The sequence below is a fragment of the Sulfuricurvum sp. RIFCSPLOWO2_12_FULL_43_24 genome (genome assembly GCF_001829605.1).
Taxonomy (GTDB): domain Bacteria; phylum Campylobacterota; class Campylobacteria; order Campylobacterales; family Sulfurimonadaceae; genus Sulfuricurvum.
Genome location: NZ_MIBT01000004.1, coordinates 35,723 through 53,585 on the forward strand (window position 1 = coordinate 35,723; position 17,863 = coordinate 53,585).

Here is a 17,863-nt window from a genome sequence, read left to right on the forward strand (position 1 = left end):
CCTTTAGTGTTCTTCACTGCTGAGATAGCGGTGTTCTTTAAGTAAGGCACGAATCTGGGATTGGTGTTCTTTCCCTTTGGTTTCCAAATGGATCATCACATTCGCATCCCCATACGCCAGTGTCGTTGAGGTACGATCATAATCGATATGAACGATATTGGCATTGAGTCCTTGGAGCATTTCGGTAAGTTTCATCAATGCACCCGGTTTATCAACCAAAGTGACGGTAAGTTTCATTTTACGGCCTGATTTGATAAGCCCTTTTTCAATAATGATCGAAAGAAGAGTCACATCCATATTCCCGCCGCTGAGAACAATACCAATCTTTTTACCTTGAAGATCACTCAGATGAGCGTGTAAAACCGCAGCAACACCCACTGCACCTGCACCCTCAACAACGAGTTTCTGACGCTCTAATAAAAACAAAATCGCATTAGCGATCTCTTCATCATCGACACTCACTATACGATCAACGCACTCTAAAATATGTCCTAATGTCACTTCAGAGGTATCTCGAACCGCAATACCATCCGCAATTGTTCGTACCGACGTGCTGTCAATCGCTCGCTTTGCTTCAAAAGAGTCTCTCATAGCCGGAGCACCCACGGCACTTACGCCGATCACTTCTGTTTTAGGGGAGAGAGCTTTAAATACAGAAGCCATCCCGGAAATCAAACCGCCGCCGCCGACAGGGATCAAAACTGCATCGAGATCATTTATCGAATCGATCATCTCCAGTGCGATGGTTCCTTGTCCCGCCATAACCGCTTCATCCGTAAACGGATGGACAAAAACCATGCCATGTTCACGGCCATAAGCCGCTGCATAGGCATAGGCTTCATCGTAGTTGCTTCCGGCCAAAATGACCTCTGCACCGTAATAGCGTACTCCGTTAATTTTGGTCAATGGAGTCGATTCGGGCATTACAATCAGCGCTTTAGCCTCAAACATCTGTGCCGCCATAGCGACACCCTGTGCATGGTTACCCGCACTTGCAGCAATAACACCGCATGAGCGTTCTGCATCACTTAAAGAGGCTATTTTATTGTAAGCACCACGGATTTTAAAGGCTCCGGTTACTTGGAGATTCTCATTTTTGAGATAAATCTCGATCCCGCACTCTTCACTCAGTCTCGGAGCATACGCGAACGGTGTCTCAACGACCGTTCCGCGAATACGCTCATGCGCTTGATATATTGTTTCTAAATCAACCAAGGATACCCTTTAAGCGTTAATATTTCGATGTTCAACCATCGAGCAATGATTTTGGACGACCCGGATACCGTTACGTACCGCTTTTTCTGCCGCTTCATTGTTCACGATCCCTTTTTGTGCCCAAAATACTTTTACATCACCGCGCAAAATACACACATCGGCAATGGCATCCAGAGCATCAGCTTTACGAAAGATATTAACCATATCGACCGTACAAGGGATTTCGGAAAGCGAACGGTAAACTCTCTCCCCTAAAATCGTCTCTTCTTTCGGATAAACGGGGATAATGGTGTATCCGACGCTTTTGAGATATTCAGCAACGCGGTAGCTGTCTTTGCTTGAATCGGGAGAGAGTCCTAAAACCGCTATGGTTTTTACATCAGATAAAATAGATTTAATCTCTTCGTATGATGCATTGACGCTCGGGCATTCGCACTCCATTAAAAGCTCCTCAATTAGGTAAAAGTTTCTTATTATACCAAAATCTCTAAAGACCTTTTTTGACTTCTCCGATATAGCGTTGTCTTGGACGGGCGATCTTCATCTCCGGGTCTTTTTTCAACTCAATCCATTGGGTGATCCATCCGACGGATCGACCAATGACAAAGATGATCGTAAACATCGATTTCGGAATTTTCAGTGCCGTTAAAATGAGACCCGAGTAAAAATCGATATTGGGGTAAAGTTTGCGCTTAATAAAGTACTCATCATTGAGGGCTATTTGTTCGATTTTCTCGGCAATTTTCAGAAGTTCATTATTAACACCCAGTTCGTCTTTAAGCTGATCAAGGAGATGTTTGAGGATTTTCGCACGAGGATCAAAATTTTTATAGACCCTATGCCCGAATCCCATCAATTTAAACTCATCATTCGGATCTTTCGCCCGTTCGATAAAAGCATCCACATTGTCGACGTTTCCGATGTATTCGAGCTGAGCGATCACCGATTCGTTCGCACCTCCGTGCGCCCTCCCCCACAATGCATTGATTCCGGCTGAAAGTGCCGCATACGGGTGGGCACCCGTCGATGCGACGGCTCGTACTGTCGAGGTAGAAGCGTTTTGTTCATGATCTGCATGGAGCGTAAATATGGTATCGAGCGCTTTGATTTCCACATCGCGTATCTCTAAGTTTTCCCCCGGATAAGCACGCATCATATAGAGAAAGTTTTCGGTAAACGGCCGTTCAATATCGGGATAGATATAGGGGATTCCGAACATCCGTCTATGGGTAAAAGCGGCCAATGTAGGGATTTTAGCAATGATACGGCGTGCCATTATCTGCGCTTCGTTGTCGTTATCAACATTAAGATGTTCGAAATAAAACGTAGAAAGTGCCGAAACTGCCGAAGACATCATCGCCATCGGATGGGCCTTATCGGGGAATGCATCAAACAGACGTTTTAACCCCTCGTGGATAAACGAGCGTTTTCGAAGTTCGATATCAAACTCTGCCCGCTCTTTTTCATTCGGAAGTTTCCCTATCAATAAGAGATAGGCAACATCCAAATAGCTCTTTTTCATCGCCAGATCGCTGATATCATACCCGCGATACCGTAATTCTCCCTTTTCACCGTCGATAAAGGTAATCGCAGAACTGCAACTCGCCGTAGAGGTAAATCCGGGATCGTAGGTAAATAGCCCCATCTCTTTGTAGAGATTACGAACATCGATAACATCCGCTCCAAGTGTTGAGGATAAAACGGTGAACTCATAACTTTTCCCGGTGCGATTATCCGTGAGGGTAACGGTATCCATAGCAGCTCCTTTCCATCTGTCTCATTGGAGTAATATAACATTTTTTACCCCATTTAGATTGCAATTGAGCGTAGTTTGTCTCCATTATGATTTAATGTAGGGTATAATATATAACTAAAACCGTTTTACACATGGAAATATTATGGATTTAAAGAATAAGAATCTTATTATCTTTTTCTCGCTGTTACTAATCGCCGGTTATGCGATTATAGGAGTAGCACTCTATGAGTACACTCACAAATATGCAGAAGATCAAAATAAGAAAAAATTGGATCAATTGCTGCTGAATCAACAAGCATTGCATAGGTATCTCGAAGATGACCTAAAACCGGTTATCTATAAATTGAAAGAAGAAAACAAACTCTATAAGGAGTTTTTCGATCCGAAAATTTTATCCTTCTCCTACATCGCGTATGGGGTTCATCAACAGCTCAATACCCTTAGAGATGAACATAACATCACCCAAATCTACTATAAATTAGCAACGGACAATCCTCGAAATTCACGCAATCATGCTTCTCCTGACGAACTTAATTTACTCCAGTATTTTCGTTCAAACCCCAGCGTTAAAGAGTACAGTTCGATTCTTAAGGAAAATAATCATCACTATATCTATTATGCCATGCCCATAGATCCGAGCAAAGAATCCTGTATGAGATGCCACTCTACTCCCGATAAGGCTCCGATTGAATTGATTGCACAATACGGAAATACGGCGGGATTCGGAGAGAGTGTGGGAAATATTCGAGCCATCATTTCGTTGAAAATGCCTTTTGATGATGAGTTGAAAGAAGCAAACCGGATTTTTTATTTGATTATGGGAATATTGACGCTATTTTTACTGAGTCTTTTTAGTATCGTCTTTTATTTTTTACGACGTCTTGATCATAAACAACAAATTATTGAGGAAAAGAATAAAACTCTTTCGATTCTAGCTGAGCTTGATGGATTGACCAACATATATAATCGACGAAGTTTTGATACGGATCTGATTGCTCGTATCGGAAACCCTTCATTAACACTGATAATCTTTGATATCGACTACTTCAAAACGATTAATGATACGCATGGGCACCAAATTGGAGATGATATCCTTAAAAGTTTAACATCACTGATCCGTTCCAATCTGCGGGAAGAGGATCAATTCTACCGTATCGGCGGTGAAGAGTTTGCTATTTTGACGCATAAACAAAATATTGAAGATGCGAAACAACTGGTTTCAAGACTCTTGCAAAAAGTATCCGAATATGATTTTAACATTTCACAACCGGTTCATATCAGTGCCGGGATTGCAATGCAATCAGGTAACGATACCCCTCTGGGTCTTTTTAAACGATCCGATGATGCTCTCTACCGGGCAAAAGAAGAAGGGAGAAATTGTTATAGAGTCGGGTGATACATATATAAATATATGTTATAATAAATCCATGTCTTAGTCAATATTTACATGATTTGCAAAAGTCGGAGGACTCCATGAAAATCATTAATTTTCAAGTAGAGAGTGAACATTTGAAAATCTTGCTCAACAGTAGTAAGATAGGTGTCATTTCCAGTCTTTTATTGGGATTGGTATTGATGTATGCTGAACGAAATATTGATAATTCCCAAGTGGTTATTATTTGGTTTGTTTTCCTCTTCCTAATATCACTTATACGTATATCAATTATTACGGCATATCAGAACACTCCCGACACAAATGCAATATTTACCCGACAGCGTCTGAGAAATTTACGTATTGCTACACTTGTATCCGCTGTTATTTGGGGCTCGATCGGTGTTTTACTCTTTTCTTCAAGTGATTTTGATCATTTAATTTTTTTACTTATAATTATTGCCGGTTTGACCGCCGGGAATACCCTTTCAAACGCTTCTGATCTTCCCAGCAATATTGGTTTTTCTCTTTTAACATTGTTGCCCATCACAATTTGTTTACTTCTGGATCAAAGCACTCTATCTTCCAATATAGGAATTGCACTGCTGCTTTATTTTGGTTTTCTGGTTTTTCTTGCCCGTTCTATTAATGCAAGTATGACTCAAAGCTTTATTTTGCAACAAAAAGCCATAGCAAGTGAACAAGAAGCAAAACTCAGAGAGGAACGTTATCGTCTCATCCTCCAACATACACCCGCCGGCATATTTCATTTTAATAGAGAGCTTGTTATTACCTACTGCAATGACCGCTTCGCTCAGCTTTTAAAAGCGCCAAAAGAGAGTCTTATCGGCCTTGATATGAACACGTTGAAAGATCAGCGCATATTACCCGCATTAAGTGAAGCCATTGAGGGAAAAGACGGTTCCTATGAAGGAGAATATCTAACAACAATCAGCAATACGCTGCTCTGGCTGATCCTGTTTTATGCACCTTTGCGTGATGCCAATGGTTCTATCGAAGGCGGAATTGCAATTATTGAAGATATTACAGAGCGTAAAAGAAGTGAAGAAGAGAGTAAAAAGCTATTAAATAACCTCAGACAAGCCGAAAAAATTGCTCATCTTGGCAATTGGCATTTTGACATATCCAGTAATACGTTGGAATGGTCCGATGAAATTTTTAATATTTTTGAACTTGATCAAGCGACCTTTAACCCTACCTACGAAGCATTTTTGAATGTTATACATCCTGATGACCGTGAGAAAGTTGCAAATGCCTATGAACGATCTCTAACAACAAAAGAAAAATACGAAATTATCCATAGACTTCTAATGCGCGATGGAAAAATTAAATATGTGAGTGAACAATGTGAAACCAAATTTGATTCAGACGGACAGCCTCTATACTCGTTAGGTACTGTTCAGGATATTACGCAGCAAATGCATTACCAAATTCGTTTAGAAAACAGTGAAAATACCCTCAAGTATTTACTAAAAATGAGTCCGATTGCTGTCCGAATAGCAAAAAATGAAGGTCAAGAAGTTATTTTCGCCAATGAAGCGTATGCCCGTCTCATTCAGGCTGATGTTTCTGACGTTTTAGGGAAAAATCCAAAAAATTATTATGCTGATCAAGAAAAATATCATGAAATCGTCTCTCAAATCAAAAACAATGAAATCATTTATAACCAATTGGTAGAACTATCTGTCAACAATGAAACCATTTGGGTATTGGCTTCTTATATGCCGATAGAATTTGAAGGAATATCATGTGTATTGGGATGGTTCTATGATATTACCAAAGAAAAAAATCTGCAAACCAAATTAATGGAACATTCACAGCGACTCGAATACTTAGCCCATTATGATGCACTCACAGGTTTGCCTAATCGAATTTTGGAATCGGACCGTCTGTACCAAGGAATGATTCAAACCCTACGACGAGGAAAGCAATTGGCTGTGCTCTATCTTGATCTTGATGGGTTTAAAGCGGTAAACGATAACTATGGACATCCTGTCGGAGATCAATTGCTTATAGCTCTTTCAGCGCGGATGAAACAATCATTACGAGAGGGAGATACCCTCTCACGATTAGGCGGAGATGAGTTTGTCGCTATTCTCGTGGATTTAGATGATATGTCAGCCGCATTGCCGATTATTGGAAGGCTTCTCGAAGCAGCAAGCCAACCCATTCATCTGGGTGATTTAGTGATTCAAGTCTCTGCCAGTATTGGAGTAACTTTTTTTCCGCAAGATGATGAAGTGAACGGGGATCAGCTAATCCGTCAGGCAGATCAGGCAATGTATGTAGCTAAGCAATCGGGTAAAAACCGTTACCATGTTTTTGATTCTAAACAGGATCAGGCAATACTTACTTTAGAATGATCGGTAAAAAAGTGAATATTAAAGACCGGACTCCTCTTGCGCGTGGAAAAGAAGGTAAAAATTACTGCCGGATTAGGTAAAGTAAGGTACGTTGTACTACAATTTAATAGATGTGCAAAAAGGTATTGTATGGACAAGCTTACCCCTAGAGTTATTGTATTGCTCCTTTTTTTACTCTCATTCCTCACGCTTGTCCTCTTCTTCGGTTACACTGTAACGCAAGAAAACGATGCAGTCAAAACACCCCTTTTTTCCTCGGAAAATTCACCATTAGTGCTCACTAAACCTCCGGTAGAAAAAAAATTAGCGTACATCGTTTCCGATACCAGAATCCCTTTTTGGTCCATCATGGGACGCGGTGTACAAAAAAGTGCCGATACACTCGGGTATAAACTTGAGATCTACAGTGCTGAAAATAGTCCGAAACGCGAACTGGAGTTTGTTGCAAAAGCGATTCGCGAAAATGTATCTGGAATTATTGTTTCACCTACCACTTCATCTGCGTGCACTACCATTCTAAAATTGGCATCCAGTTCAAATATCCCTGTCGTTATCTCTGATATCGGAACAGACGGGGGTGATTATGTCTCCTATATTTCTTCCGATAACAAACAAGGTGCCTACCAAATCGGGAATATTCTAGCCAAGCAAATGCTCCAGCGTGATTGGAGCGATGGAAGAGTCGGTATTATCGCAATCCCTCAAAAAAGGCTGAACGGTCAAGCGAGAACTGCCGGTTTTATGCAGGCGATGGATGAGGCGCATATCAAAAGTGCAGATATTAAACAGCAATCAACTTTTTCCTATCAAGAGACGTATAACTATTCAAAAGAATTGATGGCAAACCATCCCAACCTCCGTGCAATTTGGCTTCAGGGTTCAGATCGGTATCAGGGTGCGTTGGATGCTATAGCCCATTCAGGGAAAAAAGAGAAAATTCTCTTACTCACCTTTGATGCAGAACCTGAATTTATAGATCTCATTTCCAAAGGTGTCCTTGTAGCATCTGCGATGCAGCAGCCTTATTTGATGGGAGAAAAAGCTGTACTTAGCATGGATATGCATCTCAAAGGGCAAATAGTTCCAAAAAATCAACAGCTTCCTGTACTGGCAGTTTCTCGTGAAAATGTCCACGAGCTGTTCAGCGTTATCCAAAGAAATGTTTTAGGTATTGAGAGCAAAAATTAATGAAAAGCGTAAATATGAGTTCTAACAAACAATCCATGATGGTCACACTGGGGATTATCATCATCTCCACCGTTAGCTTAATCATGTCTATACATTCGAGTTACACCTATTTGGCAACCAAAAATACAATGATAGAAGAGATGAAACAAAGTTCAAATATCACGGTATCTTCTCTTCGAAAAAACGTTTCCAACCTGATAGAAGCTTATGCGGTTAATGAATATGACCATCTCGTATACAATGAAATGGAACCTAAAAATATATTTGCCATTGTTGTTGAAGATTACAAAATGGGGAAAATTTTAGGCCGGGGTGCCTATACCAGTGGGAAAATTCGGGACGATGATGGTACGCTTATCGATTTTAACGCTAAAAGCGATAAACAACGCCAGCAGCTAGAAACGTGCTATTACTCGAATAAATATGAGATCACGGCTGCTTCAGGTGAAAAACTAGGCTCAATCAGTATTTTTATATCTGATAATGAAATGAACGAAAAACTGAATAATATTATTGCAGAAGCGTTGATCAATACCGCAGCGATCTCTTTACTTTTGATTTTATCTCTTTTCATCGCCATACATTTTTTCATTTTAAAACCGATATCGGATATTATCGATGTTATCAGCAACAGTGATAAAGACGGTATCCCTATAGAATTGTTTCCAGAGTATGATTCACAAGAAATTTTTGCCCTCTCATCCACAATGAACACCATGATTACGTCGATAAGAGCCTCGAAGATAGCCCTTCTTGAACAGCATAATAAACTCAGAGAACAAAAAAATGCCCTCCAATATCAGGCTACACATGATGCCCTTACAGGTCTGGCAAATAGAATTTTGTTTACTGAACGGCTTGAACATCTAATCGATAAATCTAAAGACAATAATACTCAAATGGCACTTCTCTTTGTTGATCTCGACCATTTTAAAGAGATCAATGATTCGCTTGGACATGAAGCGGGTGATAAAGTTTTACGGATTGTGACACAAAGGCTGAATACAACTATTCACAACAAAGAGGCCCTGGCGCGATTTGGCGGTGATGAGTTTACGGTGATTGTCGAAGGGAAGGAACAAGTAGAAGAAGCTCCTTTGCTGGCCGACAAAATTCTCAAAATTCTATCCGAACCGATTATTGTTGAACATCACGAACTTTATGTAGGATGCAGTATCGGTGTCAGCCTCTTTCCTGATAACGGCGATACGGCTCAAGATCTCCTCAAATATGCCGATGCAGCGATGTATGCCGCTAAAAATGAGGGTAGAAACAACATTCGCTACTACAGTTCTGAAATGACAGCCAGAGCACTTGAACGCGTTGTTATGGATACAAGTTTGCGGACTGCACTCAAAAATGAGGAGTTTATTGTTTATTATCAACCGCAAATAAATGGCAAAACCAATACTCTCGTAGGGATGGAAGCTTTGGTACGATGGCAAAGCCCATCAATCGGCCTCGTTTCTCCTGCCGCTTTTATCCCGATTGCCGAATCAACGGGTCTGATTGTCGAACTGGATCGATTTGTGATGAAAAGTGCCATGACCCAAATGGCCCAATGGTACAAAGAGGGATTAAACCCTGGGATTTTAGCGATGAATCTCACCATCAAACAGCTTCAACAAAAAGATTTCATCGATTATTTTAAGAATCTTATTACGGAAACAGGATGCAAGGTAGAGTGTCTTGAGCTTGAAGTGACAGAAGATCAAATCATGACCAACCCAGATGAAGCGATCGATATTTTAAAACAGCTCAGTGCTACAGGGGTAAAAATAGCGGTTGATGATTTTGGAACAGGATATTCTTCCCTCTCCTACCTCAAAAAACTGCCTATCAATAAACTCAAAATAGACCAATCCTTTATCAGCGGACTGCCGAACAATGAAGAAGATGCCGCTATCGCAAAAGCGATTGTAGCACTGGCACAAAGTTTGAATTTGGAAATTATCGCCGAAGGGGTTGAAACTCTTGAACAAAAAGAGTTTTTGGTACAAAACGGATGTGAAAACATTCAGGGTTATTTGTATTCCAAACCGATACCGGCAGATAAAATGAAAGAAGTTTTTTTAATCATTAATGAGTCATGAAAAATACGATTGTGCAACCACTAATCATCACACTCGTTTGTTTTTTCCAAATCGGGTGTGAATCAAAATGCGAACACCCCAAAGAGCGCTTCACTCGCTCCCACTCTCCTGAGTGGGAATGTATAAGTCTACAAGTGATATGCATTCCCACTTGAAAAGTGGGAATGAGAAAAAGCGATATTTATAGAATTTATTAAAAAAACTGGATATAAAAATATGAAAATACTTAGTGAACTTATGCCATTAACTTTTGCCGAACAAATAGTTTTAGATAGTTGTAGAAAAGGAGAAACGGCTAAAATTAATTCTAATCGTCCTTTAGAGAAAACAGATAATAATGTGGTACGAGCAGAATTTTTACGTTGTTTGGCAGTAAACAAGAAAAATCAATTCAATATTGACCCAAAAGGTCTTAGATTTTCAGGTGCATGGGTTACTGGTGAACTTGATTTAAATGGAACAACCATTAATTATCCATTTCATTTTATAAAATCAGTATTTGATAATAAAATAATTCTAATTGATGCTGATATAAAAACGTTAGATTTGGAAGGCTGTCTTCTAATAGAAGGACTACGTGGGGATAGAGCTCACATCCGTAGTAGTGTCATGTTTCGTGAGGGATTTGAATCAAAAAAAGATATTCGACTTATTGCAGCTGAAATTAATGGAAGCTTAGTCTGTAAAAATGGGAAATTTCAAAAAGATGCTAAGGAAACCGCCTGTATGCACTGCAACCGTGTAGTAATTCATGGTAGTGTGTATTTGAACAAAGGGTTTACTAGTATTGGAAAAATATCTTTTAATGGAGCAAGAATTGATTCGGATATGAAGTGTCATAAAGGTACATTCAAAAACCCTAATGAATGCGCTTTGTCATTACATAGTATGTATATAGCGGGTTCTATATATTTCGACTATACAACAATTGTTGAAGGAAATATTAATCTATCTGGTTCATACATTGACTCACTTGTTGAAGTTGAAGATGATAATTTACAAATTGATGAAAGTGATTCAAATATCGAAACAAAAATAGAAAAAGTCGAAAAGAACTTTTGGGATCAGGATACTATAAAGCATGTCTACCTTGATGGTTTTAAATATAATCATATTTATGGACCCACTGACGCTAAATTCAGAATTAACTGGTTAAATAAAATTCCTGATGAAGAGACACTAAATCTTCAACCATGGAAACAATTGGTAAAAGTATTACGCGATATGGGGCATGACGAAGAGGCAGACTATTTAATGATTGCTTTCCATGATAAAAAACAATCATTAAAAAAAGCCCGAATAAAAAATCTCCAGATAAATACTAAGAATGAGAAAAGTAACTTGTCTTATCTCATTAAATGTCGTCTTTTTTTTATAAAGTCTTATTTATATTATCAATTATCTTATTTTTTCAAACTCCTATATGGTATCACATCAAAATATGGTTACCGTCCTATGAGAACCTTATTAGTCATGATGAGCATATGGCTTATTTTTGGATTAATATATTGGTATGCAGCAAAAGTAGCTATTTTTGCACCAAGTAATCCACTACTTTATATAGATAATAATCGTAGTTGTAAAGTTGATATTCATGGAACGCCATGGGTTTCATCCCCATCAGATTTTAATTCTTCAAATAATTGGTATTATGCATCACCTGGTGAGTATACAACATTTCAACCTATATGGTATTCACTTGATATAATTCTTCCCGTTGTAGATTTACAAATGGAGAAAGATTGGGGGGTTTATATTCCTACTCCTTCAGGTAATATAACTGACTTAATCCCTTTCACTACGTTCAATCATACTATCCGCTTTATGGTGTGGATTGAAAATTTATTAGGGTGGATACTAAGTTTAATTTTAGTTGCAATTCTTTCTGGATTAGCTAAAAATGAAAAAGAGTAAAAAATAAATAATCGCGGTAGGAGCCAGATGTTCAATCTTCACTTTTAATTGTAAATTTGTGCAGCACTGAGCAGTAAAAGTAGTAAATCGAAGATAGGTACAACGTAAGCCGGGTTCTGGATGAAGTGATAATTAATCTACTGCCTAGATCACTCTAGGCCTCTAGCGAAACAATAGCGATGTAGGACGCTAACCATCTGTTTCTTGCTGCCCGGTTGGGTTTACATAGCTCTCTTAGTTACCTAAGAGACTGGTGGGCTCTTACCCCGCCGTTTCACCCTCACCTCTTTCGAGGCGGTCTACTCTCTGTTGCACTGTCCCTCATGTTACCATGGCCATCCGTTAGATGGAACCGTGTCCTACAGCAGCCCGGACTTTACCTCTTGGGATTACTAGTTCCAAGCTATCACCTGTTGTACCTGATGAAATTATAAAGTATATTAGATTAGAAAGTACTATCCAGAGATTGAAATCGTACTGTTTTTCTTTAATAGCTCGAAAAACTCATCTTCGGGGACCGGTTTGGCAAAATAAAATCCTTGATAATATCCACATCCGCGCTCTTTTAAATACTCCATCTGATACTGGTGTTCAACCCCTTCAGCAATAATATTAAGATTAAAGGTTTCGCACATCGCAATGATGGTGTTAAGGAGTATGTGATCATTATTCCCCATTTCAGAAATATCATCCACAAAACTTTTGTCGATTTTTAACGAATCAATCGGAAACTGTCGAAGATACGACAATGACGAATAACCTGTACCGAAATCATCCATGCAGATATGAATCCCCAAACGTTTGATTTTTTTAATCACTTCAAGAGTCACGTCCAGATATTCCATCATAACGCTCTCGGTAATTTCAATCGCAAATTGTGCCGGATTGATCTCATTGATACGAATCGCATTTTCAATATCTGAAAATAAATGTAGATTTTGAAATTGTCGTGTCGAAATATTACACGAGACGTGGATATCCGTATAACCGCTATGCGCTAATCGGCTGATCATTTCGGCACTCTCTTCGATAACCCACGTTCCGAGTTTTAAAATAAATCCGGTATTTTCTGCAATCGAAATAAATTGATCGGGATAAATAATCCCTTTATCCGGATGATGCCATCGGATCAAGGCTTCTGCACCGATAATTTTTCCCGTATTGATATGAATTTTTGGTTGGTAATAGAGGACAAATTCGCTATCTTCCAATGCACGATGCATATCATGAGCAATTCTGACCTCTTTATGGACCTTATCATTTAATTTCGATGTGAAAAAGCTAAACTGATCTCTACCCTCCGATTTTGCTTTGTACATCGCTATATCTGCAAATTTCATCAATTCGTTGATCTCTTTGGAATCATCGGGATAGATCGCGACTCCGATACTGGTAGAAAGTCTTAGGAAATGCGTTTGCACAGGCCATTCATGACGAAAAGCATCGAGAATTTTCACGATTACTTGCTCTAAATTCCCGGAATCACTAAAATCATTAAGGACAATAATAAACTCATCACCGCCGATCCGCGCCACGATATCATTTTCACGAATCAATGTTTTGAGCTTTAGTGAAACGGCTTTCAGCAATGCATCTCCGACATTGTGTCCAAGTGTGTCATTAATGTTTTTAAAATGATCCAAATCTAAAAACAATACGGCAAATTTACGTTCATAGCGGTTGGCATTAGCGACCATCAGTTTGAGCTGTGAATAGAGATTATAGCGGTTGGGAAGACCTGTGAGTGAATCATGCAAAGAGGTAAAACTCAGTTCCTCATTTAAACCGGAAATCTGTTTTTCCGAGCGGTTAAGTTCTACACCGTATTCAATCTGCAATTTGATAATGTAACCGATTACCAATGCTTCAGCGATGACAAAAACAGCGTGTAAAAAAACAATATCCATCCCGCATCCGTAATTAAATACCATGACCGGCATGCCGAATAATGAGATTTCATAAAGTTGAAGAAAATTAAAAACGAAATGATGAACGATCGTCGTTGCCGCAGCAACCATAACGGGGACGATATCTTTATAGACTGAGAGAATGGCCAACGCGATAAAAACATGAAAATGCATCTCAATACGCCCAAGATGCTGCTGGATATAGATCAGAGAAAACAACATCATCCCTACCCCAACGAGGGCCCGCATCACTTGCGTCCCTTTAAAATAGAGATGAGCAATGAACAAAATAAGGGTGATAAGCCCTCCTCCGATAAAGCCGTATAAATAGGTATCATAGCTGACTGACGTGATCAACGTTGCGATAGCCCACTGAATCGTGATCATGACCAGCATCACTTTATCAGCTTTCAGAAAGTATTCGTTGAAACTTTTTTTGGCAAATTCCGGAATATAGGGGATCGTAAAAAATTTATCAGGAATGTTCATCTTTATGGTGCTTCCCTTACATATTGTTTTATATCCGTAATCATCTGTTCTTGGTTCAGCGGATGGGTTGTGTAAATATTCTTGAGGACTACTATACCACTCTTTTCTTTCTTAATCAGATAAATATGGTCACTGTGATCTATTTCGGTAGAATCCGAGAGACTTTTTGAAAAGAAGAGACTAAACTCTCGATCAATACCCATCAACTCTTTTTGCGTCAAATAGATACCTTCAAAATCACCATTGAACGATTTTGCAAATGCTGGAACTTGCTCAGGCTGTACTTCAGGCATTAAATTGACAAAATAAAATCCGACAAACGGTTTTATTGGGGCAAATTCGGGTGAATCATACAAATCATCCACTTGATGCAGAATCGGTGTACATACCTTGGCACATCCTACATAGCCGAAAAAAACCAAAGATAAATCTTTTTTGCCCGTAGCCAAATAAGGGGCATTTATAGGCTGGTCAATCGTAATTTTCCCAGACGATTGCTGTGCAAAAAAAAGCGTTTGTACAAAAGGGAGAACGATCAGCAGTATAATAAAAAAAATAACCGCTAAAATAAGTTTTTTATTCATTCACAGCTTCTAGGAGAGTGAGTTTCTCTTTTTGAAGCACCACTTCATCCGAACACTCTTTCAGCTCTTTTTCCAATATTTTAATATGAGCATTTTTTTGTAATGAAATCAGAAATACGATGAGTAAAAAAAGTAAAAAGAAAATAAAGAGGATAAAAATGGCATTCAAAATATTTTGTTGATAGCGTTCAAAAAAAGACTTCTTTTCATGCAATATGATCGAATCGTGTGCAATGTATTCAGAAAGGATCAAACGTGATTCCATCAATGCGCTACGATCAAACATATAGACATTCGGGCTCTTCGTAATCGATCTTATAGTATTAACCGATTCTCCTTTGAAATGGCGCAGTACGAGTTCCGCTGCATGAGAGCCTTGATTCGCACCGCTTGTAACAAAACCGCCAACGACTCCCCCTTGAACGTAAGCATCTTCCATACTGCACAAAATAAGATTTTTGTTTTGCTTCAAAATTGCAATCGATTCTTGTAACGTGAAATTATCTCTATTTGCATCGCTCCATCCTCCGATCGTTGTGAGCAGTACAAACGTTTTCGGAGAATTCGGAAGTCTTGCGGTTATATCATCGATTCGTTTGGAAGAGAGAAAATGGAACGTATATTTAGGATATTGATGAATATGTGCACGGATATCCGTTTCGATAGAATGATACGTCGTCGAATCATCGCCCACTATCCAAATATCGCGTGTTTGCGGAGAAAACTGCCGTATCAGCTCAATATTCGGGACAATATCTTTGGTTTCATACACTCCGGTATAACGGCTTTTATCCAGTTTCGTCTCTAAAGAAAGGTTATTGATCCCTGAAAAGAAAATTGGAGAAGCAGCGAATAAAGGTCTTTTTTGATGCAAGAAAAAGTTTAACGCATTATCATCGGTTACGTAAATTGCATCGGGAGAAACTCCTTTGAATTTTTCTTCTAAATAGGAGCGAAAAAAGGTTTCGTATTCCGGTGAAAGTTGAAGACGTTTGGTGTCCAAATATTCGACTGAAATATCCAGTGCAGAGGGAGATGACGTCTGCAATTTTGAGACAAAGTTATCGTGTTGAAGTTTCGTCCAACTGTATTCTTGAGAATAGGAATGAAGAACAAAAATCGACTTCTTATCTTGGGCGTTTGCCTCGATGAAAATAGTAATAAAAAGTAAAAAAAGTAAATTGAATCGTGCCATATTTTCCATCTGATAGTGTGGTAGAAAATTTTATCACAAAAGAGATGAGGAATGTCTATTTTAGGAAGTTATTTGGGGTATTAGAAGTGTATTTTGATAAGATTTTCGAATATTTAAACATTACATGTTAATGAAAATTATATGCGGGTAAAACCGCATATAAAAAAATCACATTCCGAGTTTTGCTTTTGCTTCTTTTGCGTATTTGATACCCAAATCCCAAGCTTTGTTATTTACTTCGTGTACTTTTTTAGGTACTTTTGAAAGCATGACCTCTTTCAATGTTTCCGGCTCAAGAACACCGGTAAACTCATTGGTGATACCCAAGGCAACAACCGATTGAGTAATAACGTTACCCACTTCTTCTTTTGCGATGGTGATGATCGGAATCTCTACAATGATCCATTTTTGACGGTCTTCTTCGGTTGGGTGAACCAAATTTGGTTCAACGACGATAATTCCGCCCGGTTTTACACCATTTTTGAATTGTTGGTAGCTCACGTTGGCAACCGAGAGCATGAAATCGATCTCACCCTCATTGGCATACGGGTAAAAAATTTCATTATCATCAAGGGTGATATCAACAACTGTCGCTCCACCGCGAACTTGTGACGTATACGTAGCCGTTTTAAGCCCGTGACCGCCGAGTTTGATTTTAGCGGCTGCCATAATCTCACCGGCGAGAAGAACACCCTGTCCACCGACGCCTGTAAATCGTATCGTATGTCTCATGGTTTCTCCTTAGATTTTTTTCGCAAAGTCGTCTTGCGTGATTTTTCCGCGTTTGCCTTGTGCCGCTGCGATGACCATGTCATACATTTCACAATACTCCGCTTGCTCAACTTCGCGCAATACACCCGTCGGGAATTTATTCATTTGCTCTTCTGCCGGCAACGCTTCCCATTTTTTCAATGGAGTCGTAATACTGTCGATCCACTCAAGATTTTCCATTGCACTCAACATTTTGTTTTTACGGCCAAGGTTAATATGGCAGTTAGACATAATGTCAAAGAAAGAAAATCCTTTGTGAGAGAACCCTTTTACAAGGACTTTTTCGAGTTTTTTCGGATCAAGCATCGTCTCACGCGCTACGAATGACGCACCCGCACCGATTGCGAGTTTACACGCATCGAACGTCGGATCGATATTCCCGTTTTGCGCCGATACACACCACATACCCTGTGGAGTTGTCGGAGAAATTTGAGAGTTGGTCAAACCGTAGATGAAGTTATTGATCAAAATAAAATTCAAATCGATGTTACGACGACATCCGTGGATCGTATGGTTACCACCGATCGCAAGTCCGTCACCGTCTCCCGCTACAACGATAACGTGTGCATCAGGACGGGTCAATTTGATCCCCGTAGCATACGCAATCGTACGACCGTGTGTTGTGTGAACCGTATTACAGTTGATGTATGAGCTGAAACGCCCAGAACATCCGATACCGGAAACGACACACACTTTGTCCATATCCCAGCCCATTTTATCGATAGCACGGATAACCGATTTAAGGATTACACCATCCCCACAGCCCCAACACCAAAGTGTCGGCATTTTATCTACACGTAAATATTGATCGTAATTGAAAGCCATTAGAACATCTCCTTAACTTTTGCTACCATTTCAAGTGGTGCGATTGGACGGCCGTTTGCTTTGTGAAGCGTAGTGAAATCACTGCGTCCCATTACACGTTCGATCTCTTTGAGATATTGACCCATGTTAAGCTCAGTTACAAAGATTTTGTCAAATTTTTGACCGATCTC

General features: G+C 39.5%; 13 protein-coding genes, 1 other RNA gene and 1 pseudogene. 5 read left to right on the plus strand and 10 right to left on the minus strand.

All coding sequences use genetic code 11. The annotated features are described in order from the left end of the window. Positions 1 to 3: 3 nt before the first annotated feature. Genes ilvA through A3G19_RS00300 form a run of 3 tightly spaced genes read right to left on the minus strand, consistent with a single transcriptional unit; the run spans position 4 to position 2,971 of the window. Entirely contained in the window at positions 4 to 1,215 is a 1,212-nt protein-coding gene (gene ilvA / locus A3G19_RS00290) for a threonine ammonia-lyase (RefSeq protein WP_294869958.1), read from the minus strand. Between the two features lie 9 nt (positions 1,216 to 1,224). Further along, positions 1,225 to 1,656, minus strand: a complete 432-nt coding sequence (locus A3G19_RS00295) for a CoA-binding protein (RefSeq protein WP_294869960.1) — start codon at positions 1,654 to 1,656, stop codon at positions 1,225 to 1,227. Positions 1,657 to 1,702: 46 nt separating this feature from the next. Then, on the minus strand, positions 1,703 to 2,971 hold the full coding sequence (locus tag A3G19_RS00300) for a citrate synthase (protein ID WP_294869963.1): 1,269 nt from the start codon (positions 2,969 to 2,971) through the stop codon (positions 1,703 to 1,705). Positions 2,972 to 3,113: 142 nt separating this feature from the next. Here A3G19_RS00300 and A3G19_RS00305 point away from each other — a divergent pair, with 142 nt between their 5' ends. The 5 genes from A3G19_RS00305 (at position 3,114) to A3G19_RS00325 (ending at position 11,922) form a co-directional block, all read left to right on the plus strand. After that, positions 3,114 to 4,367 (plus strand): diguanylate cyclase, encoded by a 1,254-nt coding sequence (locus tag A3G19_RS00305; RefSeq protein WP_294869965.1) that lies wholly within the window; start codon positions 3,114 to 3,116, stop codon positions 4,365 to 4,367. 77 nt (positions 4,368 to 4,444) lie between these two features. Continuing rightward, positions 4,445 to 6,727: a sensor domain-containing diguanylate cyclase gene (locus A3G19_RS00310; RefSeq protein ID WP_294869967.1), complete on the plus strand. Its 2,283-nt coding sequence runs from the start codon at positions 4,445 to 4,447 to the stop codon at positions 6,725 to 6,727. 129 nt (positions 6,728 to 6,856) lie between these two features. Further along, the gene (locus A3G19_RS00315) at positions 6,857 to 7,915 is read left to right on the plus strand and encodes a substrate-binding domain-containing protein (protein ID WP_015653638.1); all 1,059 of its coding nucleotides are present in this window, start codon (positions 6,857 to 6,859) and stop codon (positions 7,913 to 7,915) included. 14 nt (positions 7,916 to 7,929) lie between these two features. Beyond that, on the plus strand, positions 7,930 to 10,008 hold the full coding sequence (locus A3G19_RS00320; protein WP_294869969.1) for an EAL domain-containing protein: 2,079 nt from the start codon (positions 7,930 to 7,932) through the stop codon (positions 10,006 to 10,008). A 216-nt stretch (positions 10,009 to 10,224) separates the two neighbouring features. Beyond that, a complete protein-coding gene (locus A3G19_RS00325) occupies positions 10,225 to 11,922 on the plus strand; it encodes a hypothetical protein (RefSeq protein ID WP_015653641.1) in 1,698 nt (565 codons plus the stop codon). Positions 11,923 to 12,012: 90 nt separating this feature from the next. Here the strand turns inward: A3G19_RS00325 and rnpB are convergent. The 7 genes and pseudogenes from rnpB to A3G19_RS00360 all read right to left on the minus strand — a co-directional run. Further along, positions 12,013 to 12,344, minus strand: an RNA gene (rnpB, locus tag A3G19_RS00330) — RNase P RNA component class A. A gap of 33 nt (positions 12,345 to 12,377) precedes the next feature. Then, positions 12,378 to 14,318, minus strand: a complete 1,941-nt coding sequence (locus A3G19_RS00335) for an EAL domain-containing protein (protein WP_294869971.1) — start codon at positions 14,316 to 14,318, stop codon at positions 12,378 to 12,380. Between the two features lie 2 nt (positions 14,319 to 14,320). Continuing rightward, positions 14,321 to 14,902, minus strand: a complete 582-nt coding sequence (locus tag A3G19_RS00340) for an SCO family protein (RefSeq protein ID WP_294869973.1) — start codon at positions 14,900 to 14,902, stop codon at positions 14,321 to 14,323. Further along, positions 14,895 to 16,097, minus strand: a complete 1,203-nt coding sequence (locus tag A3G19_RS00345) for a diguanylate cyclase (protein WP_294869975.1) — start codon at positions 16,095 to 16,097, stop codon at positions 14,895 to 14,897. Before A3G19_RS00345 ends, A3G19_RS00340 begins: the two co-directional genes overlap by 8 nt. 168 nt (positions 16,098 to 16,265) lie before the next feature. After that, a complete protein-coding gene (locus A3G19_RS00350; protein ID WP_294869977.1) occupies positions 16,266 to 16,829 on the minus strand; it encodes a 2-oxoacid:acceptor oxidoreductase family protein in 564 nt (187 codons plus the stop codon). 9 nt (positions 16,830 to 16,838) lie between these two features. Continuing rightward, entirely contained in the window at positions 16,839 to 17,693 is an 855-nt protein-coding gene (locus tag A3G19_RS00355; RefSeq protein ID WP_294869979.1) for a 2-oxoglutarate ferredoxin oxidoreductase subunit beta, read from the minus strand. Then, positions 17,693 to 17,863 (minus strand): annotated as a pseudogene (locus A3G19_RS00360) (2-oxoacid:acceptor oxidoreductase subunit alpha); the annotation flags it as partial. The pseudogene A3G19_RS00360 and the gene A3G19_RS00355, both read right to left, overlap by 1 nt.